Below are 20,149 nucleotides of genomic sequence, written 5' to 3'. Positions count from 1 at the left end.
GGGGATGCCGGACAGCTACCCTGTTGAAGGCTAAGATCGACCTCCTAAAGGACTGATCTGTCTGACAGAATATTCACGCACCAAAGCCTTGAACAGCTAAAAATTATTGTTCAGTAACCACGTTTGAGATCTCGCGTCATGGAGTTCCAGATGGGGGCAACTGCACGTGCTCGATGGGGATACCCAGCTTTTCGGTTAGCTCGATAACGTTATCTGTGAATGTAGAGACATCGCTGGTTGATCCGCCTTGACTAGCTTCACCGCCTACATAACCTGATTTACGTGAACATGCTTAAAAAACAAAAAGCCCTTCAGCTAAGCCTGAAGGGCTTTTTCATTCTCCTAAGAGAGCTTCAAACGCTATCCAAATCGGCTAGACGTTGACGCTATCAGGAAGGCGGCGTAGGTGAGGACAAAGCCCACAGTAAAGTGAGTTAGACCAACCAAACGAGCCTGAACGATGGATAGTGCAACAGGCTTGTCCTTCCAGCTGATCAGGTTAGCTAAAGGAGTACGCTCATGAGCCCATACGATGGTCTCGATAAGCTCCTGCCAGTAACCACGCCAGGAGATTAGGAACATGAAACCAGTTGCCCAAACCAGGTGAGCGAACAAGAACATCCATGCCCATACAGACAGGTTATTCATGCCGTAGGCGTTGTAGCCGTTAATCAACTGGGAAGAGTTCAACCACAGATAATCACGGAACCAGCCCATCAGGTAAGTAGAGCTGTCGTTAAACTGCGCTACGTTACCAGACCAGATAGCCAGATGCTTCCAGTGCCAGTAGAAGGTTAACCAGGCGATGGTGTTAAGCATCCAGAACATGGCTAGGTAGAAGGCATCCCATGCAGAGATGTCACAAGTACCGCCACGACCGGGGCCGTCACAAGGGAAGCTATAGCCAAAGTCCTTCTTGTCGGGCATTAGCTTAGAACCACGGGCATCCAATGCACCTTTGACCAAGATCAAAGTAGTTGTATGGAGACCCAGGGCAATCGCATGGTGAACCAAGAAGTCACCAGGGCCAATGGTCAAGAAGAGAGAATTGGTACCGCTGTTAATAGCTTCGAACCAGCCAGGTAGCCAGATGCCGCCAGCAGCAGCTGTAGCAGCACTGTCAGCATTGGAAAGCAGAGTATCAAAGCCGTATAGGGCCTTACCAGAGGCAGCCTGAACCCACTGTGCAAACACAGGCTCAACCAGAATTTGCTTCTCGGGAGTACCAAAGGCAACTACGACATCGTTGTGTACGTAAAGACCCAGGGTATGGAAACCGAGGAACAGAGTTACCCAGCTCAGGTGAGAAATGATTGCTTCTTTATGTTCCAAGATGCGAGCTAAGACGTTGTTAGCGTTCGCAGCAGGATCATAGTCGCGAATCAAGAAGATCGCACCGTGGGCAAAGGCACCCATCATGATGAAGCCAGCGATGTACTGGTGGTGGGTGTAAAGCGCAGCCATGGTGGTGTAATCCTTAGCCATAAAGGCATAAGGAGGCAACGCATACATGTGCTGAGCCACTAGAGACGTTACTACACCCAAGGAGGCAAGTGCCAAACCTAGCTGGAAGTGCAAGGAGTTGTTGAGCGTGTCAAACAGACCCTTGTGGCCATCACCAAGCTTACCGCTAGGGGGTTGGTGAGCATTGAGGATCTCCTTGATGCTATGACCAATACCGAAATTAGTTCGGTACATGTGGCCAGCAATGATGAAGACAACCGCAATGGCTAGGTGGTGGTGAGCCATGTCAGTGAGCCATAGAGACTCAGTCTGAGGATGGAAACCACCCAAGAAGGTGAGAATTGCAGTACCCGAACCCTCAGATGTACCAAACACATGGTTTACAGTGTCAGGATTCTGAGCGTATACACCCCAGTTTCCAGTGAAGAATGGGGCCAAGCCAGCGGGGTGAGGCATAACAGTTAGGAAGTTATCCCAACCAACATGCACACCACGGGACTCAGGAATTGCAACGTGTACCAGGTGACCGGTCCAAGCCAGAGAACTCACACCGAACAAACCAGCAAGGTGATGGTTTAGGCGAGACTCAGCATTTTTGAACCAGGACAAGCTGGGACGGAACTTAGGCTGTAGGTGCAACCAACCTGCAAGCAGGAAGATTGAGGACAGCACTAGCAGGAACAAGGACGCCGAATATAGGTCGCCGTTGGTCCGCATACCAATGGTGTACCACCAGTGGTAAACCCCAGAGAACGCCACGTTAACGGGGCCAGTAGCACCAGCCTGGGTGAACGCATCCACCGCATTCTGGCCAAAGTGAGGATCCCAAATCGCATGGGCGATGGGCTTGGTACCGAGGGGGTCAGCGACCCACTGCTCGAAGTTACCTTGCCAAGCAACGTGGAACAGGTTGCCGGATACCCAGAGGAAAATGACTGCCAGGTGACCAAAGTGGGAAGCAAAAATCTTTTGATAAAGATTCTCTTCCGTCATGCCATCGTGGCTTTCAAAGTCATGGGAAGTGGCAATCCCGTACCAGATCCGACGCGTAGTTGGATCCTGTGCGAGGTCTTGGCTAAATTTTGGAAATTTAGTTGCCATAGTGTTCTATTAAGTCCTCCCCGCTAACCTATCGACAGAATTCGAGCATGGAAGAACGCCCAAGTCGTCACAATACCGCCGAGGAGGTAATGGGCGACACCAACCGCACGACCCTGAGTAATACTCAGTGCGCGAGGTTGAATTGCAGGAGCGACCTTGAGCTTATTATGAGCCCAAACGATGGACTCGATCAGCTCTTGCCAGTAGCCACGGCCACTGAACAGGAACATCAGGCTAAATGCCCAGATAAAGTGACCGGCTAGGAACATCAAACCATAGGCTGAGATAGCAGAGCCGTAGGAGTTAATTACCTGTGAAGCCTGAGCCCAAAGGAAGTCACGGAGCCAGCCGTTGATAGTAATTGCGCTAGTCGCGAAGTTACCACCAGCAGGGTGAGATACCGCACCGCCGGAAACCGTGCCCCATACATCCGATTGCATCTTCCAGCTGAAGTGGAAAATCACAATAGATAAGGAGTTATACATCCAGAACAGACCTAGGAAGACATGGTCCCAACCAGAAACCTGGCAAGTACCACCACGACCGGGGCCGTCGCAAGGGAAGCGGAAACCCAACTCGCTCTTATCAGGGATGAGGCGAGAGCTACGGGAGTAAAGCACACCCTTAAGCAGGATTAGAACAGTTACGTGAATGGTGAACGCATGGATGTGGTGCACCATAAAGTCAGCTGTGCCAAGAGCAATGGGCATCATAGCCACTTTGCCACCAACGGCAACCATGTCACCACCAAAGGCAACACTAGTAGGACCAATTGCATTAGGAGCAGTGGTACCGCTAGCAGCTAAGGTGTGCAGGTTCTGCAGCCATTGAGCAAAGATAGGCTGTAGCTGAATCGCACTGTCGGAGAACATGTCTTGGGGACGACCCAAGGCACGCATAGTGTCGTTGTGGATATATAGACCAAAGCTGTGGAAGCCTAGGAAAATACATACCCAGTTGAGGTGAGAGATGATGGCATCACGAGCGCGTAAGACGCGGTCGAGCACGTTGTCGACATGCATGGCCGGATCGTAGTCACGAACCATTGCGATCGCACCGTGAGCAGCACCACCCACAATCAAGAAGCCGCCAATCCACATATGGTGAGTGAATAAGCATAGCTGGGTAGCGTAATCAGTTGCTAGGTAAGGATACGGAGGCATTGCATACATATGCTGAGCCACAATAATCGTTACCGAACCACCCATAGCCAGGTTGATAGCCAGCTGAGCATGCCAGGAAGTGGTCAAGAACTCAAACAAGCCATCGTGGCCATTCTTAGCAGGGAAGAGCAACGGATCGCCCTTCTGACCCTCTAGGATCTCCTTGATGCTATGACCAATACCCCAGTTAGTACGGTACATATGACCAGCAAAGATGAACATGACAGCAATCGCCACATGGTGATGCGCAATGTCAGTCATCCATAGACCACCAGTCACAGGATTTAGACCGCCCTTGAAGGTCAAGAAGTCAGCATAAGCACCCCAATTCAGGGTGAAGAATGGAGTAATCCCCTGCGCAAAACCAGGGAATAAGTCCGCCATGAACACTTTATCTAGCAGATACTCGTGGGGCAAAGGAATATCCTGTGGAGCCACCCCGGAATCCAATAGAGCGTTAACAGGCAAAGAAACATGGATCAGGTGACCAGCCCAAGCTAGAGAACCTAGACCAAACAAACCAGCCAGGTGGTGGTTCAACATGGACTCCACGTTCTGGAACCACTCAAGCTTAGGAGCCTTGATGTGGTAGTGGAATACACCGGCATTAATCATCAAACCAGCCATTACCAGCGCACCGATGGCAGTGCACAAAAGCTGGAAGGAGTTGGTGTAACCAGCTGCTCTCCACATCTGGAACAAACCAGACGTGATTTGAATACCTTGGAAGCCGCCGCCCACTTCACCGTTCAGGATTTCTTGACCAAAAATAGGCCAAACCACCTGAGCACTGGGATGAATATTAATGGGATCTGCTAACCAAGCTTCAAAGTTAGAAAAGCGAGCGCCATGGTAATACATGCCACTCAACCAAATGAACACGATGGCCAAATGGCCAAAGTGAGCGCTAAAAATTTTACGAGAAATGTCCTCTAAGTCACTGGTGTGACTATCAAAGTCGTGAGCGTCGGCATGGAGGTCCCAAATCCAGGTAGTAGTTTTGGGTCCCTTGGCCAAGGCACGGCTGAAGTGACCGGGCTTGCCCCATTTCTCAAAAGAAACAGGTACCGGATTCTCATCAACTGCCACCTTGACTGCTGCCTCCCGCTCCCGCGGGGTAGTTGTCATGGAGACTCTCCTCTCTCTAGACAAAGAACGAACAGCCTAAAAAACGAGATCAGCAAATGCTTCGTGAATGAAACAATTGCAAACATTTTCATTGAGATGTTAACTCACAGAAAATTTTGACGCTCGCCATTAATAGGATTGCTCCTGAGCATTATAGACTTGGCGCTTCACCAATTTTGCGTCGAGTTAACAATAATTCAACCTCCGAAATCCTCTTAGGATAAGGATCGCAAGGTAGTCAATGCCACAAAATTGACATCGAGCATGGGTGATATTAACAAATCTCAATAGAGATCTCTATTTTGGGCCGTAAGTCATGGAGATTGCATACAAACCCAAAAACTCAACTTCTTTTTCCTAATGAACACCATAGAATCTAATAATAGTAAGGGATTCAGTCTCGTACATGCATATATTTAGATTTATTTATTTTTGTAAATTAGCTGAGTAATTTTCTCCTCTTGCGGTGGTTGTAGAGGATTTCCTCATTAAGCGTGACAGTAGCCCGCTAGGATCGATTAAGCACAGTTCTGTTTGGTTTCAAAGGCAGGGCAGGGGCACATTTAACTGTCACAGGAAGAGCTACACCATGACTCTGGTTTCTAATGTTTTGGGACGTTGGCAACAGCATTTAGTCAAGATAATTGGAGCGTTGGTTTTAACAGCACTTTTATTCAGTACGGGCTGTAGCAATCCTCAAGGAATCGAACCGTCAACCGTCACGGAGACCGCTAAGTCCTCCTTATTTACGCCAAGTCCTCCGATCAAGCAGGTAGACACACCGGAACTGATTCAAGAATTGGCCCCGTGGCTAGATACCTACGAACCCCAAGTCCAAATCCTGGAACCCAAAGCTGAAGAAGTTTTTGACAAAACTACAGTCAGTGTAGTCCTAAGGGTGAAAGATTTACCTATATATAAGGACACAAGGTGGGAGATGGGGCCTCACTTAGTGCTTCTGCTGGATAATCAGCCCTATGGTGCGATATACGACCTTGATCAATCTATTACGTTGACGGATCTAACGCCAGGCACCCATACCATCAGGATCTTTGCTGAACGCCCCTGGCATGAAAGCTTTAAAAATGAAGGGGCTTATGCCCAAGCGACATTTCACATCTTTGCCAAAACGGATGAAAATGCACCAAAGGCTAATCAGCCACTGCTCACTTACGGTGCACCCATGGGTGTCTATGGAGCTGAGCCGATTTTATTGGATTTTTATTTAACTGAGGCTCCTCTACATCAAGTCGCTGTAGATAACCCAACGATTTCAGATTGGCGAGTGCGATACACCATCAATGGCCACAGTATCACCCTCCAAGATTGGCAACCTATATATATAGAGGGCTTAAAACCTGGAAAAAACTGGGTACAGCTCACACTGGTTAACGAGGACGGTAAGCCAATTGCAGGGGTTTTTAATAACACTGTGCGACTGATTGACTATGACCCCAATGACAACAATAGTCTTGCCAAAATCATCCGGGGAGAGGTGGCCTTAGAAGATGTGGGCGGCATTATCGATCCAACCTATGAGCCACCGGTTGTCGAAGAGCCTGAGGTAGCGGCCCCAGAAGTAGCGGTACCAGAAGTAGCGGTACCAGAAGTAGCGGTACCAGAAGTAGCGGCCCCGGAAGTTATCGAATCGCCCACTCTGGACGAACCGGAAGTAGCGGCACCGGAGGTAGCCGCACCGTCCATTCTGGAAAAGCTGGATAAACCTGGTGAACTAGCACCAGCTCAACCGGAGACACTGGAGCAAGAGATTCCTGACATAGCAGCCCCGGAGATCATAGAAACCGCTGAGCCCTCTGAAAATACTGGCGGCTCGATCGATCAGACCATGCAGGATAACAGCCTGACTGAGGATCGTGATACTGAGGATCGTGATGATGCTAAAGTTGATGAGTCTGATTTACCAGTAACAGAAACAACTGCTGTGCCAGAACGTTCTGACAAACTTGACTTAGAGATAAGTGCTGAGTCAGCTACTTCTGCTGATACAGAGGAAAACATTGAACCCTCATCAGAGGCCCTGTCTGAACAGACACCCATTACGGATAAGCAAGACTCATCATCGAGACGCTATTTTCAGAAACTGTATGACTATAGCGATCGCGCCATGAAAAATCGCGATCGCAATTAAGCCAATCTCCCGTTCCATACCTACTACGGCGTAAACGGACTTAGTTTTTAGCCCTTAAATCACAGGCCTCTGGCTTAAGTTGCCGCTCCATCAAGTTGCCAACGGCTTCCTGGGGGGTGATTACCCCCCGCAAAAGACGATGAACCTGGCGAGCAATGGGAACTGGAATACCGTCACGGTTGGCCATGTCGATCAGGACGTGAGCCGTGTTCACCCCTTCAGCCGTACTGCCTAACTCTGCCAAAATATCATCGAGTTTTTTCCCCTGCGCGAGGCCATAGCCCACACGATAGTTACGACTGAGGGTGCCATCGCATGTGGCTAGCAGATCACCCAAACCCGAAAGCCCGTAGAAGGTCTCTACCTGCGCCCCCATGTGAACACCCACCCGCAGCATTTCGGGAATGGCGCGGGTAATTAGAGCCGCTTTAGCATTGGAGCCCAGCTTAAGGCCATCACAGACACCCACTGCGATCGCAATCACATTTTTCAATGTCCCCCCCAGCTCAGCCCCCACTGGATCTGGACTGGTATAAATGCGAAACATCTCAGACGAATAGACCTGCTGTACCCTTGCCGCTGCATCCACATCGGTGCTCGCCACCACTGTGGCCGCTGGTAGCTGCGCTTCGATTTCCTTAGATAAATTAGGGCCAGACAAAACCACAATGGGATTGTCTGGAAAGGTGTCGCGAAAAATCTTAGACGGCGTTCTGGTGGTCTCAGGATCTAACCCCTTAGTCGCCGTCACTAAAATAGTCGAGGTTTTGAGAGCCGCCGTCTGAAGCTGACTCGCTAACGCCGAAACCCCCTTCATGGAAATGGCCGATACTACAATGTCAGCATCAGCGACCGCAGACTTGAGATCTGAAGGCCCCCGTCGCGACCAGATCTGCACCTGATTGCCATTGCTCAGGGCTAGCCTTGCTAACGCTGTTCCCCAAGCTCCTGCCCCTAATACCGTCACCCGAGCCATCTGCTTTAAAGCTTCTGAGAGCGGAATAATTGGAGTTTCAGACGGTGCAGATGAAGTAACCACGAGACAAGCTCCCTTTACTCTAGAGTTTTAAGTTTTAAGTGTTGAGTTTTGAGTTAGTTGCCCAATTCAAAACTCAACACTAAGAACCTACAACTAGCCTAAGCGACGGTCGTAGCTATGGCAGGGCTATATCAGAACCGATCACTGATCTAAGCAACGGTCGTAGCTATGGGAGGGCTGTATTTGTCTAGCTGATAGTCGGGGATACAGTTGTCGCGCATGTAGGTGTAGTAGTCGATCAGGTTGCGATCGCATTTACCCTCCGACCAACCACAGTAGCGCTTCAACACATCCGCCAATACAGGCAGTACATCAAAACCATAGTTACTCCGCATCGACAAAGCTGTCCGCCGTCGACAAATATCTAGGTAGGTGCGAGCCATCTCTGACCTCACACTGTAGACAATCTGTGCCTTAATATCAGGCTGGTCTGGCACAATCGGCTCGACCAGTTCAGGAAACTCTTCCACGATGGCCAATACCTGAGGCGTTCGCGCACCATAGAGCGATAACAAATGAGCGACCACATCTCGATTGGCCGTCGTCATTAGTGTCTTAGCCTCGCTAGTTGAAATTGCACCGGGTAGCGGTGCCTGTCTAGTGACTGAATGACTGCCAGATTTCTTCTGCTTTTTCAATCGCTTTCTAAGCGCTGCATCCACCATTTCCTCGCCCACCTGACGGTGAGTAGTGAGCTTGCCACCAATCAAGGAAACCATGTTATTCACCCCTTCGGATGTGTGGTCATATAGCACATGGCTACGGGTAATACTGCTAGTCTTTTTGCCTTTGCTATAGGGCAAAGGGCGCACACCCGCATAGGTAAACTGCACCGATTCCCGCGTCAGCTGAGCTGTGGGGATGACCCGATTAGCCTCATTCAATAGGTAATCGATTTCATCATTACTGACATGGACCTTATCCAAATCGCCCTCAAAGCGAATATCCGTGGTGCCAATCAGACACATCCCTAACCACGGCAAAATAAAGAAAGGTCGACCATCGGTAAGGGCTTCCACATAAAGAGCTTCATCCGGTGCCCCTGGGAATTTATCGACGATGATATGGCTACCCCGTGTGCCACCAATTTTGCGACTTTTACCGACAGGCGCAGGCGCATTACCCTTAATTCCACTGCGGCAAACCTGATCAACCCAAGGGCCAGAGGTATTGATCACCACTGTTTGATCATGACCATGGACTGTGAAGGCTTCACCGGTTTCAGTATCGCGACAAAGCAGCGACGAAATGCGCTGATCCTTCCGTTGGAGCTGGGCTACGGTCACATAGCTCAGCATGGTAGCCCCGGCCTCCTGGGCCGATAGCACAATTTCTAAACAGAGCCGCTCAGCATATTCCACTTGAGCATCATAATATTGGGCCGCACCACGACAGCCCTCTGGCTCCACTGCTCGAAATAGCTGCTGTAACTTTTGAGCCGCTAACATCCGATGATTTGGCAAGCTCTTGTCATAGCTCAGCAGATCGTACAGCACCATCCCCGCCTGAATCTCCCAATAGCTACGAGACCCCTGGGCATAAATAGGAATTGTCATTTGAATGGGCTTCACCAAATGAGGGGCTGTTCGCAGCAAGATTTCTCGCTCTCGCAGTGACTCCCGTACCAAGTTAAATTCGAAATACTCTAAATAGCGCAAACCACCATGAACCAAGCGGCTTGACCAACTAGTGGTGCCGCCACCAAAATCCCCTTTCTCAATCAAAATGGTCTTTAAACCACGTAAGGCACCATCACGCGCTACGGCTACTCCATTGATACCACCACCAATCACAATTAAATCGTAGGTCGTCGCTTCTATCGTTGAGTAATCAGGCATAGTTGCCACCAAAAGTAACGAGCTATAGAGAAATAAAGTATTAAATCACGAACTAGAATTCCCCATGTTTCAAGATGGCACAGTTTTTTAGAAAGAGGTTGAAATTGTAGGGGTGTTCCATGGAACACCCCTACAATTTCAAATTTCCTAAACTCTAGCAACCTCCTTCGTCTCTGGCTCAATCGCTACCGTCGCTTTGGCTTCCCTAAATAGATGATTGGCCCACTGCTGAACGTCATAACGACAAATAGCCTTGTGGAGCTTCTTCATGCGCTCGGCTTGTTCCTCATCAGACATGGCCAGCGCTTCATCAATACGCTCATCCATACGTGTGGAGGAATAGGGGTTGGTGAGTAGCGCATCAGGCAGCTCCACAGCGGACCCCGTAAACTCAGACAAAATGAGGACACCGTCTTCGCCGTTATGAACAGCTACATACTCCTTAGCGACCAGGTTCAAACCATCTCTTAACGGACAGATCCAGGCAATATCTGCGGCTTTGTACAGTGCCATCAAATCGTCATAGGGCAAAGGCTCAGTAAAGAGCTGCACAGGCGTCCAGTTAAGGGAACCAAAGCGACCATTGATCTGGCCCACCATTTGTTCAATTTGCTCCTGAGCAATGCGATAAACCCGCATCCCTTTGGCCGCCTTCACCGCCGTCATCATTAAGTTGACTTTGCCAATCAACTCAGGGCGTCTGGCTAACAACCGTTCGTAGCAGGCCAGCATTTCCTTAGCACCTTTGACATAATCAACCCGCCCAGCGGACATGATCAGCTTGTTATCACCAATCTCAGCACGCAGTACCTTCACCCGCTCTTGAATCGATGGGCGCATGACCACATCGTGAATCTTTTGGGGACTGGTTCCCACAGGGAATGCATCAATGGTGACAATGCGACCGTTGTAGCGCAGCTTAGTGACCATTTCAGGTTCGGCTAGGGCAGTACCTGTCTTAGTAAAGGCTTCTGGTACGGGGATGCGCTCTACAACTTCTACATCACGACAGCTGCGGGCAGCCGACACAAAGTTCTGCACATAGCGAGGGATATGGAAACCACACAAATCACAGCACAGTAAGCTGTCAATAATGGCATCTCGCCAGTGGAGAATATTAAACACATCCGCTGCCGGGAAAGGCGTGTGATGGAAGAATGCAATCTTCACATGGGGCATCTTCTGACGGATGTAATAGGGCGTGAGCCAGAGGTTGTAATCGTGAATCCAAATCAGCGCATCGTCTGCTGCATCTTCGCAAGCCGCTTCGGCAAATAACCGATTAATGTTCTGGAAGTTTTCCCAGTCAGAGCTGTCATAGGTAAAGTGCTCAGGGAACGAGTGCAAAATAGGCCAAAAGGCTTCTTTTGAGGTGATGTGATAAAAGTTACGTACCTGATCAGCATTAAGAGGGATCCGCCGCACCACACAGCTATCGCTGCCCCCGTCCATGGTGACTCGATCAACAAATCCTTCTTGCTCAGCCTCAGTAATTTGTTTCCACGCTACCCAAGTGCTCTGATCGGCATTAGCAAAAAAGCTCTTTAGGGTAGGAACAATACCGTTAGGACTCTTTTTTTCTCGATAATAAATCTTGCCATTTTCCTTCACCTCATCATAGGGTTCACGGTGGTATAGGATGACCAAGGAAGACTTCATGTTATTTTCTCCTGCAAGTTTATTAGCAGCGGTCAATTAAGCTTGAAACTCGAACATAATAAAGCTCAGCAATGACAGCTCACTTACCAAGCTGCCTCTGCTGAGCCCCAAAAAATTGCATGAAATAGTACTTAAAATCCGCCGACGATTTTTACCAACACATCAGGGTTTACAGAGAGTTACATTACCGTATTAAGCCTGATTTAGCAATTTAACGGGTATTCTCCTTTCAGCCCTGCATTGGGTAAGGGAAAACATTTCGGGAACGAATTTAACAACGTCAACCATAAATATGTTTTCACTCGATATCGATCTTACACTCAGTTTAGAGATGTAAATCATGGACACATTTTCGTCTTACTTTTGATCGATGGGAACTATGGGCGTTTTCAACATTCTGAGCTAATGTAGCGCCGCTAAACCACATCCGAGTAAACTGCGCTCCCCTCAATAACGAGACATACGGTGATTGCAACTGCCCCCAAACACATTCAACTAGTTGAAGATGAAACCCAAAGCCTACTGATGTGGGCCGAAAGCATCCAACGTTCAGAAGCCACATTTTTTGAAAAAGCTCAGAAAATTGCTCGACGTCTGGGCGCACATTATCGTGCTGATCGGTTGACTGAAGTTGGTTTTTGGACCCCCGATCTAACGGGGGACATTATCCAGTCAGAAGACCGAATTGTACTGGAGATTTATACACCGACAGAGAATATTAACTTTCGAGCAACAGAACAAACCGTTACGTTTAATCGAGTTCAAATCCCCCTAGTCAAACAGGGCGAATTTGTTTGGGGCGTAATCGAGGGCATGCGGTCAGGACGTCGCGATCGCGCTGGCTGTTTTTATTGGTTACGCTATACCGATCAGGATGGAAGAGTACACATCATCCGTGATCCACTGGCCTATTCTCTGCCCTACGGTATCTTTGCCCCCGCAGAACTGTACGACATGCGCTTAATACAGCGGCAGCGAGCAGATCGTAGCTATTTTCGCCGTACCGGCAGCAGCTATAGCGACACGGACATTCCCCGCATCGGTGCGCCCACTAATATTTTGCAGATTCACGTCAAGACGGCGTCGCCCCAAGGCACATTTGAGGGATTGACGGCAATTTACCAGCGGATCTCCGACAAGCTTGCCGCTGGGGAAGAACTCACCGCTGAAGAAGCCGTTTATGCAGGCTACGATGCTATTCAGCTACTGCCTGTAGTACCCACCATTGAGTATCGTCGCGAAGACTCCCATGGAGACTATGAGTTTTTTGCGATTCTGCCAGACAAAAACGAAGCTCCCCATCCATCGTTTGCAGAAAATTCTGTCCCTGACCTTTCCCCCAGGGTCTCTCAGGCCGTTTTACGCAAGCCCGACACCCAAAATTGGGGCTACGATGTTCCCATGCTGGGCTCAGGCACAACTAACCCCTCGGTTTTAGGGAGCCTGAGGCCTGATGAGGTGATCGACTTTATTGCCACACTCCACAACTTTTCTACAGGCCCAATTCAGCTGATCTATGACTTGGTCTATGGCCATGCCGACAACCAAGCCCTAGAGGTCATGACCCATCAGTTCTTTAAAGGACCCAACATGTATGGGCAAGATCTGAACCACCAGCTACCCCAGGTAAGGGCTATCTTGCTAGAGATGCAGCGACGCAAAATCAATACAGGGGCTGACGGCATCCGCGTAGATGGCGGCCAGGATTTTCGCTTCTTTAACCCGCTCACGGATCGAGTCGAGCAGGATGATGCTTATCTGTTGGCCATGAGCGATGTCGTGCAGGACATCAACGGCTATCGACGGTTGATGTTCACTATTTTTGAGGATGGCCGCCCCTGGCCCCAGGAAGGCTGGGAAGAAATTTCCCGATACCGGGAGCTAATTGAGCAAAAACCTGAATCATTTCAGTGGGGGCCACTGATTTTTGCCCACAATACCCCATCCCTACAAGGATTTTGGGACCGCAAATGGCGACGGGTGGGGGAAGTCATTTTCCAAGGGAACCGTTGGATTACAGGCTGTGGCAACCATGACACGGTGCGGCGTGGCACCCAGGTAAAAACGGACCAGCCGATCAACTGGAATCTGGGCAAAACTCTACCGAATGTTCTGCACAAGGCCTATAACAACCCAGCCACCCAGATATGGGTATGTGGTTTTAGTCCCGGCTTACCCATGGACTTTATCAATGCCAACGTAGGTGCGCCCTGGGGATTTTTCAGAAACACCGATGACCGATATGGGGTCAAGGTCGTTTCAGAAGAAATCAGCTTTCTAGACTGGCAAATCGAACCCGATATGTACGATTTGCCAGAAGTGTATCCCCAGCTCAAGCAAATGGGATTTCGTGATTTCCAGCAATTGCAGGACTTTTCACGCACACTACAGGAAGCCATGGTATCGACGGACTATAACCTACAAGAGGTAGCTGCCATTTGCAGTAAGTGCCTGGGACCCAGTACCGAAAGCTGTGAACTCCCTGCTTTGGCTGAGCTCAACGAGTCTTCTCTAGCGGAGTTTTTAGCCAATTTAGATGTCCCAAAACTGAAAAGGTTTGCCATGGCTTTTATGGAAGATGGCCATGATTTGTGCAATGTCTCCCGTTCCTATGGGCAGATCGATCAAGGCATTGCCAAATTCCACCTCGCCCTGAGACAGTATCGCCGCCGCTATCCCTGGTTGCAGGACAATTTGACTGGCCATGATCGGTTTAATCGCATTAGCGACGACCAGCGTACGGTTTTTTATGGCCTCAGATGCAATCCCGATGAACCCGGGGCATCCCCAATTATGATGGTGGCCCATATGGGGGGAAAGCCGCTGACCATCAAACTGGAGGATTGGTTAGGCATAAACATGGAGGATTGGCAGGTTGCGATCGCAACACCCGATCTCAATCTCGACACCGATCTCAAGAACTTGAGCCACTTCCCCCTAAAGGATAGCCAGGGTGTTCTTTTTGAACAGAAAAAATAAACACCCTAGCTTTAAGAAATCAATAAGTCTTGAAAGACAATTGTGTAATGCCCAGCCTGTACTGGAGCAGTAGTTTTTCCCTGACAACAATTAATGAAACTCACTCTATTAATTACGCCAGAAGGATTTTAGAGATCATAGAACATTTATTTTTTGTCTACATATAACTTTTCAAAGTGCTACGATATATAAAATCAACCTTAAGAAAAGACAGCATTATCTCTTCGTAGACCTGTGCAGTGTCTGGGGAATTGCCATATGGAAAAAAAACTCAAAGAACTCGTCGGCCAAAGCAGTGTTTGGCTTTATGTCAAAAGTAGCAATGGCTGGTTCAAGAATGTGGAAATTTTAGAGGTAACCGACACAACCATTACATTCCGTTACGAGTCTGAGTCTGAGGTTGAACGTAAACTTTGGGAAAAAACCACTCGCATTGACAACATTGCTGAAGTGGAAGTAAGACTGCTTACTGTGCCAAAAGTTGATAAGAAGCTAGATGCTATTCGCGGACAGTTATCTAAACTCTTGGATCAAGACAATTATTAGGTCGCCCATAGGAACCAGGCATTGACCCCATTGCCTCTAAATCGTTTCAAAGCACCTAATTAGTTTGCTCGAAACACGTCAAATCCGTTCAGACTTGAGAGAGCGCTAAAAGAAATCAATACTCAAAAACTTCGTTGAGGGGGAGTGCGGCAACGCACCCTCTTTTTTTTGGGGTTCGGCTATGCTCACCCCATAGGTCAGCTGTGGGGTGAACATAGCCGAACCCCAACTTTTATTAATTTCCCCTAAGACTTGCCTCGTTTTTTTCCAGAAAAAAGAACCCGCGACACAATAGGTGGAGTTCTTTAATTAGATCGGTTTTCCATGGATGTCAAAGCCGCGTCTACACGCTTACTGGTGTCAGATATTACCAACTGTTGCAGGTTTTATCGGGATTTACTGGGCCTGACAGTGATCGTAGAAACCCCAAGCTACGCTGAATTTGAGGCTGCAGGTCAAACCATTTCCCTGTTTCATCAAGAGGAAATGGCGTCCATTATCCACACTAGCGATAAGCCTACTTCTGTCGATAGCCAAGATAAAACCGTTCTAATTTTTACCATCACAGATTTGGATGGCACCTATTCTCAGCTGCGGCAGGGTGGCGTTCACTTTGATGAACCACCTACGCAGAACAGTGATTTCAATCTCAAGATTGCCTACTGTCGGGACCCTGAAGGCAATTTGATTGGACTGTTTGAGAACCTGATGTAATCGACCAGCAGGTGGGCTGTGCCCACCCTACGGATATACCTATCAATTATTTAACCACCTATTCCAAGAGGAATCGTCAATGGCAAAACAGTACGTCATGGCCCTGGATCTGGGCACCACTGGCAACCGCGCCATCTTGTTTAACAAAGCGGGCGACATTGTGGGTCAGGCCTATAAGGAACTGACTCAGTATTATCCACAGCCAGGCTGGGTAGAACATGATGCCATAGAAATTTGGGAGCAGGTGCAGTGGGCCATAAAGACAGCCATTGGCGAAGCAAATATTGATGTCAGTGAGATTGCGGCCATCGGTCTAACGGTGCAGCGAGAGACCTGTTTGCTGTGGAATAAGACAACGGGTAAACCCTTACATAAGGCCATTGTGTGGCAGGATCGACGCACAGCAGATATGTGTGCCACCCTAGCAGACCACAAGGCAGAGATTTATGAGCGCAGCGGTCTATTTTTGGATGCCTATTTTTCGGGTACCAAGCTGCGATGGCTACTGGATAAAGTTCAGCCGGATAATCTAGACAATGTTCTAGCGGGCACAATCGATACCTGGGCGCTATGGAATCTAACGGATGGCAAGGTGCATGCGACGGACCATAGCAATGCCAGTCGTACGTTGCTGATGAATCTGGCACAGCAGCAGTGGGATGACAAACTGTTGGATATTTTTGGAGTGCCACGATCGCTACTGGCAGATATTAAACCCAGCCAGGGAATTTTTGGCTACACTGACCCCAGTTTGCTGGGTGTGGAAATTCCGATTGCGGCACTTTTGGGCGATCAGCAAGCGGCGTTGTTTGCCCACGGTTGCGATCGCCCCGGCTTACTAAAGTGCACCTATGGCACTGGAGCTTTTCTGGTTGCTCACACTGGCCAAGAAATTGTCCGGTCCAAGAACCAGTTGCTCTCCACCATCGGCTGGACCACCACTAAGACAGACGGCAGCTATGACCTGGGCTATGGCCTAGAGGGCAGCATGTTTACCGCCGGGGCCTGCATTCAATGGTTGCGGGACGGCCTACAAATTATCGATAGCGCCGCAGACAGTGAGCCCCTAGCCACTTCAGTAAACGATAACGGTGGCGTTTATTTTGTACCTGCCCTGAGTGGTTTGGGTGCACCCCATTGGGATATGGGGGCTCGCGGTGCGTTTTTGGGCGTTACCCGAGGGGCGACTAAGGCCCATATGGTGCGGTCAGTGCTGGAAGCGATTGCCAACCAGGCCCGTGAGGTAGTAACCGCCATTAATGATGATAGTGGCACACCCATCACCACACTCAAAGTGGATGGTGGTGCCTGCAACAATGACTTTTTGATGCAGTATCAGGCGGATGTCTTGGGTATTCCAGTGGAGCGTCCAGCAGTGTTGGACGCGACAGCTCAGGGATCTGCGTTTGCCGCAGGTCTGGCAGTGGGTTTCTGGGATGACTATACGACGCTGGTAAATAGTCGGAAGATTGATAAAACCTTTGAACCTGGGGAAGGCAAAACCGCAGCTCAGGAAAATTTTGCCACCTGGAAGCGGGCAGTGGAGCGGGCGAAGGGGTGGATTGTTTAGAATCAAGTTGTTGGCTTCGACTTCGCTCAGCCAACGACTTCGCTCAGCCAACGATTTCGTTCAGCCAACCTATATAGCAGGCACGGACGGGTTTAATGAGATGACTATACTGAAACATAATTACTCCTCTACTCCCCATGGTTCCAGTTGTTCAGGCTAGCCAACTCACTCTGCATTTGGATCATGGGCACTCTACAGAGTGTGGGTAATTTGTATGGTTTCTCTTAGGTGCGGTTATCCCCGCGTATCTCAGCACGTAAGTTCTATTGGATTGGGTGAAGCCATTTGTTGCAAGGCCGCACATGTTAAGTCACCAATAAATGATGCTTCTCACATTAGACCGATTTGGAAAATTAGTTTTGGGTGTGGGTGCGATCGCAGGTAGCATCTGGTTTTTGAACCTGCCCTATCCCATGATTCGCTGGCCCATAGCAAAAGTCGCTCCCATAATCCTGCTGCCCAGCTTTATGCAGATGGATCACCACTATCGCCAGGCCATAATCCAAACCGAACAGGCCGATCAGCTAATCAACCAGGCCACCACAGTAGAAGATTTTGAACTGGGTTCGGAAAAAGCAGCCCAGGCCCAAGAGCATCTCGACAACTTACCCGTCTGGTTTCTGGGATACTACCCCAAAAGATACTGCGGCTTATTTGGATGTGGCTGGAAATTTACCCTGGATGAGTTTGAAGACGCCCGTGCCCTGATCGGCAGAATGGACGCCCAAATTTTTCAAGAACAAAATGCATTAACTGTTTTAGAAACCACCTCTAACCAGGTGGTTGAAGCTAGAAACAGTTTTGAAACCAGCGATCCAGCTACCCAAGAAGACATTTTAAAAGACTGGCAACAATCGATGGATCAGCTAAGTGAAATCCCGTCAGAAACCCTTGCCGGTCGCCTGGCCAACACCAGATTAACCGCCTACAAACGAGACTATGAAGCCATCTCAGGACAGACAGCCGTTCTGAGTAAGAGCAATGCGCTTTTAGCCGCTGCCCAACAGTTTGCCGATGCAGCTAGTTCAGAGGGGAAAAATCCACCCCACAGTACTGAAAAATGGGATCGTATTGCCACCCTATGGGAGGCGGCCCTGGCTGAATTGGAGAATATTCAGTCTGACGAGCCAGATTATGTCAAAGCTCAAGCGTTGAAGGCTCAGTATACGATTAATCTGGGGGAAGTGAGAGAACTGCAAAACTATCAACAGAAAGCTGTCAAGTTAGTCCAATCAGCAGAAAAAGACATTAACAAACTGATTGAGTTATCTGCACAACAAAGTCCAGAGAGAACCATAGCGGCTGTAAATCAAGTGATTAGTAACCTTGAAAAAGTCCCCTCCGGAACAACGGTAAGCAAAGATGCTCAAGTTTTGATTCAACAAGCTCAGGCGTATCTGAGTAAAGCAAACTAGACTTTACCCAAAAAACTGAACCCACAAAGCCAGATTTAGTCACAAAGCTAGATGTAGTATAGTCTTGAGATTAAAGCAGCACATCAACAGCCGACGATTACGGTGTGTCAGTTGGTCGATGATGAGTATAAACAACAACAGTTTCGACTGGGTGAGAGAATTGTCTCGCAGACATTTCCAGAGTTAGAGCTGCGACTGAATGATGTGTCGCCGCGTTGAGTTAAATGAGGTGCGTTACTAACAGCACCCTACATACTACTTTTCAACAGAATCTTGAGGCAAGCCCTTAATCACAATCACTCACCATAAAAAGCAGGATAAACAAATGCAAACGCCGTCGAACTCGGAATCACCGTCCCATCCATTTCCTCAATAATAACCGTCTCCAACGTCTCATCCCACCGAGCTCGCACAGTACGCCCAGAGAGTTGAGCCTCTTGCCTACCCTGCCGCTTCACCTGATCATGCACAAACTGCAGACTGTCTCCCGAAAACTGATTGTGGGGCGTTTCCCCATCCGGCTCCCACACATAGCTAACAATCGCCTTCGGATGCAGGTCTAACTGCTCCTGATTACGCACATCAAAGTTATTGATCGGCCACTAACTGTGATTAGGTTGGATCGATCAAGGTATGAGTCAGCTGAAAACCACCTGAAAAATATATAAGAAATGCTAAACAGAATTGGGCCATCGCTATTGGGCCATCGCTAATGCCTGCGATCGCACCCCCATTATCACCCCCACACCCAAATTCAATTAATATCCCATTCACAAACATGTGATACAAATCACTGCCATTGCCACATACAACGTTTTCAGCTAAGGACAACCGCGGTCAAGCGGCATTGATAATCTCGCAAACCATGACGCAGCCCTGGGCAACCCATTCTAATTGCCCTGCCCAAACCACTCAAAATCACATACCTAAACGCATTATGCGCACATCAGAGCAAAATGTTATGAAATGCAAACTCTTTAAATTTTGTACAAATATATGCAAAGTTACAGCAATTTTTTAGAAGGCTGGGCATCGTAGTGATAGTCAGTGACGTATCGAGACGATGCGACGACATATGAAAAACTCTTTTAATAATCCTCCATCAAACAATGGAGCCCTTTGCAGTCTTTGCCAAGACACACTGTTGCGCCATATCAGCCAAAGCAGAATGTTTTGGTACTGCCCCAGCTGTCGCCAAGAGATGGTGGTTAGTGAAAGCGAAGATGAGCTGCTCCCCCACGCAGCCGTAGTTAACCAGGTTGGCCAAATGCCCCAACATTGCCCACCTGCCAAAGCAGAAAACTACAACAAGCCCATGAGCGTCCAAGCAGCAAGCTAATGATGTAACAGGCGTTATGGATAACGCCTGTTACAGCCTTCTACT

The 20,149-nt window shown here is 48.8% G+C and carries 13 protein-coding genes and 1 pseudogene; 7 read left to right on the top strand and 7 right to left on the bottom strand.

Features of this window, described 5'->3' with window-relative positions; genetic code table 11:
• Positions 1-360 precede the first annotated feature (360 nt).
• Together psaB and psaA are read right to left on the bottom strand one after the other, a co-directional pair.
• Positions 361-2,565, bottom strand: a complete 2,205-nt coding sequence (gene psaB, locus DXZ20_RS30400) for a photosystem I core protein PsaB (RefSeq protein WP_163669350.1) — start codon at positions 2,563-2,565, stop codon at positions 361-363.
• A gap of 23 nt (positions 2,566-2,588) precedes the next feature.
• Complete coding sequence (gene psaA / locus DXZ20_RS30395; RefSeq protein WP_163669349.1) at positions 2,589-4,856, bottom strand: photosystem I core protein PsaA; 2,268 nt, start codon at positions 4,854-4,856, stop codon at positions 2,589-2,591.
• A 589-nt stretch (positions 4,857-5,445) separates the two neighbouring features.
• Between psaA and DXZ20_RS30390 the strand changes: the two genes are divergently transcribed.
• Positions 5,446-7,005, top strand: coding sequence for a hypothetical protein (locus tag DXZ20_RS30390; protein WP_163702668.1), 1,560 nt, complete (start codon positions 5,446-5,448; stop codon positions 7,003-7,005).
• 40 nt (positions 7,006-7,045) lie between these two features.
• Here DXZ20_RS30390 and DXZ20_RS30385 read toward each other — a convergent pair whose 3' ends face one another.
• The 3 genes from DXZ20_RS30385 to ggpS form a co-directional block, all read right to left on the bottom strand.
• Positions 7,046-7,981: an NAD(P)H-dependent glycerol-3-phosphate dehydrogenase gene (locus DXZ20_RS30385; RefSeq protein WP_163671854.1), complete on the bottom strand. Its 936-nt coding sequence runs from the start codon at positions 7,979-7,981 to the stop codon at positions 7,046-7,048.
• 212 nt (positions 7,982-8,193) lie between these two features.
• The gene (locus DXZ20_RS30380) at positions 8,194-9,882 is read right to left on the bottom strand and encodes a glycerol-3-phosphate dehydrogenase/oxidase (protein ID WP_163670612.1); all 1,689 of its coding nucleotides are present in this window, start codon (positions 9,880-9,882) and stop codon (positions 8,194-8,196) included.
• 147 nt (positions 9,883-10,029) lie between these two features.
• Positions 10,030-11,541, bottom strand: a complete 1,512-nt coding sequence (gene ggpS / locus DXZ20_RS30375) for a glucosylglycerol-phosphate synthase (RefSeq protein WP_163670614.1) — start codon at positions 11,539-11,541, stop codon at positions 10,030-10,032.
• Positions 11,542-12,066: 525 nt separating this feature from the next.
• Between ggpS and gghA the strand changes: the two genes are divergently transcribed.
• The 5 genes from gghA to DXZ20_RS30350 all read left to right on the top strand — a co-directional run bounded on the left by gghA (position 12,067) and on the right by DXZ20_RS30350 (position 18,765).
• Positions 12,067-14,520: a glucosylglycerol hydrolase gene (gene gghA, locus DXZ20_RS30370; protein WP_163703665.1), complete on the top strand. Its 2,454-nt coding sequence runs from the start codon at positions 12,067-12,069 to the stop codon at positions 14,518-14,520.
• Positions 14,521-14,778: 258 nt separating this feature from the next.
• Positions 14,779-15,066, top strand: coding sequence for a DUF6679 family protein (locus DXZ20_RS30365; RefSeq protein ID WP_006515682.1), 288 nt, complete (start codon positions 14,779-14,781; stop codon positions 15,064-15,066).
• Between the two features lie 324 nt (positions 15,067-15,390).
• The gene (locus tag DXZ20_RS30360; protein ID WP_163702667.1) at positions 15,391-15,780 is read left to right on the top strand and encodes a VOC family protein; all 390 of its coding nucleotides are present in this window, start codon (positions 15,391-15,393) and stop codon (positions 15,778-15,780) included.
• 79 nt (positions 15,781-15,859) lie between these two features.
• Complete coding sequence (gene glpK, locus DXZ20_RS30355) at positions 15,860-17,350, top strand: glycerol kinase GlpK (RefSeq protein WP_163702666.1); 1,491 nt, start codon at positions 15,860-15,862, stop codon at positions 17,348-17,350.
• Positions 17,351-17,670: 320 nt separating this feature from the next.
• On the top strand, positions 17,671-18,765 hold the full coding sequence (locus DXZ20_RS30350) for a hypothetical protein (RefSeq protein WP_163702665.1): 1,095 nt from the start codon (positions 17,671-17,673) through the stop codon (positions 18,763-18,765).
• 296 nt (positions 18,766-19,061) lie between these two features.
• Here the strand turns inward: DXZ20_RS30350 and DXZ20_RS30340 are convergent.
• Both DXZ20_RS30340 and DXZ20_RS37905 read right to left on the bottom strand, forming a co-directional pair.
• A pseudogene (locus DXZ20_RS30340) lies at positions 19,062-19,352 on the bottom strand (DUF3179 domain-containing protein); the annotation flags it as partial.
• A 25-nt stretch (positions 19,353-19,377) separates the two neighbouring features.
• Positions 19,378-19,596: a hypothetical protein gene (locus tag DXZ20_RS37905; protein WP_250565983.1), complete on the bottom strand. Its 219-nt coding sequence runs from the start codon at positions 19,594-19,596 to the stop codon at positions 19,378-19,380.
• A gap of 244 nt (positions 19,597-19,840) precedes the next feature.
• Here DXZ20_RS37905 and DXZ20_RS30335 point away from each other — a divergent pair, with 244 nt between their 5' ends.
• Positions 19,841-20,104, top strand: coding sequence for a hypothetical protein (locus DXZ20_RS30335; RefSeq protein ID WP_163661795.1), 264 nt, complete (start codon positions 19,841-19,843; stop codon positions 20,102-20,104).
• The last annotated feature ends 45 nt before the right edge of the window (positions 20,105-20,149 follow it).

The sequence above is a fragment of the Adonisia turfae CCMR0081 genome (genome assembly GCF_011009555.1).
Taxonomy (GTDB): domain Bacteria; phylum Cyanobacteriota; class Cyanobacteriia; order Phormidesmidales; family Phormidesmidaceae; genus Leptothoe; species Leptothoe turfae.
The sequence above is the reverse complement of the archived record's forward strand: the minus strand, read 5'-3'. Positions and strand labels throughout refer to the sequence as shown.

Excerpts from the sequence above, each read along its gene's own strand:
- psaB (WP_163669350.1), bottom strand. The coding sequence starts at position 2,565 with ATGGCAACTAAATTTCCAAAATTTAGCCAAGACCTCGCACAGGATCCA.
- psaA (WP_163669349.1), bottom strand. The coding sequence starts at position 4,856 with ATGACAACTACCCCGCGGGAGCGGGAGGCAGCAGTCAAGGTGGCAGTT.
- DXZ20_RS30390 (WP_163702668.1), top strand. The coding sequence starts at position 5,446 with ATGACTCTGGTTTCTAATGTTTTGGGACGTTGGCAACAGCATTTAGTC.
- DXZ20_RS30385 (WP_163671854.1), bottom strand. The coding sequence starts at position 7,981 with ATGGCTCGGGTGACGGTATTAGGGGCAGGAGCTTGGGGAACAGCGTTA.
- DXZ20_RS30380 (WP_163670612.1), bottom strand. The coding sequence starts at position 9,882 with ATGCCTGATTACTCAACGATAGAAGCGACGACCTACGATTTAATTGTG.
- ggpS (WP_163670614.1), bottom strand. The coding sequence starts at position 11,541 with ATGAAGTCTTCCTTGGTCATCCTATACCACCGTGAACCCTATGATGAG.
- gghA (WP_163703665.1), top strand. The coding sequence starts at position 12,067 with ATGTGGGCCGAAAGCATCCAACGTTCAGAAGCCACATTTTTTGAAAAA.
- DXZ20_RS30365 (WP_006515682.1), top strand. The coding sequence starts at position 14,779 with ATGGAAAAAAAACTCAAAGAACTCGTCGGCCAAAGCAGTGTTTGGCTT.
- DXZ20_RS30360 (WP_163702667.1), top strand. The coding sequence starts at position 15,391 with ATGGATGTCAAAGCCGCGTCTACACGCTTACTGGTGTCAGATATTACC.
- glpK (WP_163702666.1), top strand. The coding sequence starts at position 15,860 with ATGGCAAAACAGTACGTCATGGCCCTGGATCTGGGCACCACTGGCAAC.
- DXZ20_RS30350 (WP_163702665.1), top strand. The coding sequence starts at position 17,671 with ATGATGCTTCTCACATTAGACCGATTTGGAAAATTAGTTTTGGGTGTG.
- DXZ20_RS30335 (WP_163661795.1), top strand. The coding sequence starts at position 19,841 with ATGAAAAACTCTTTTAATAATCCTCCATCAAACAATGGAGCCCTTTGC.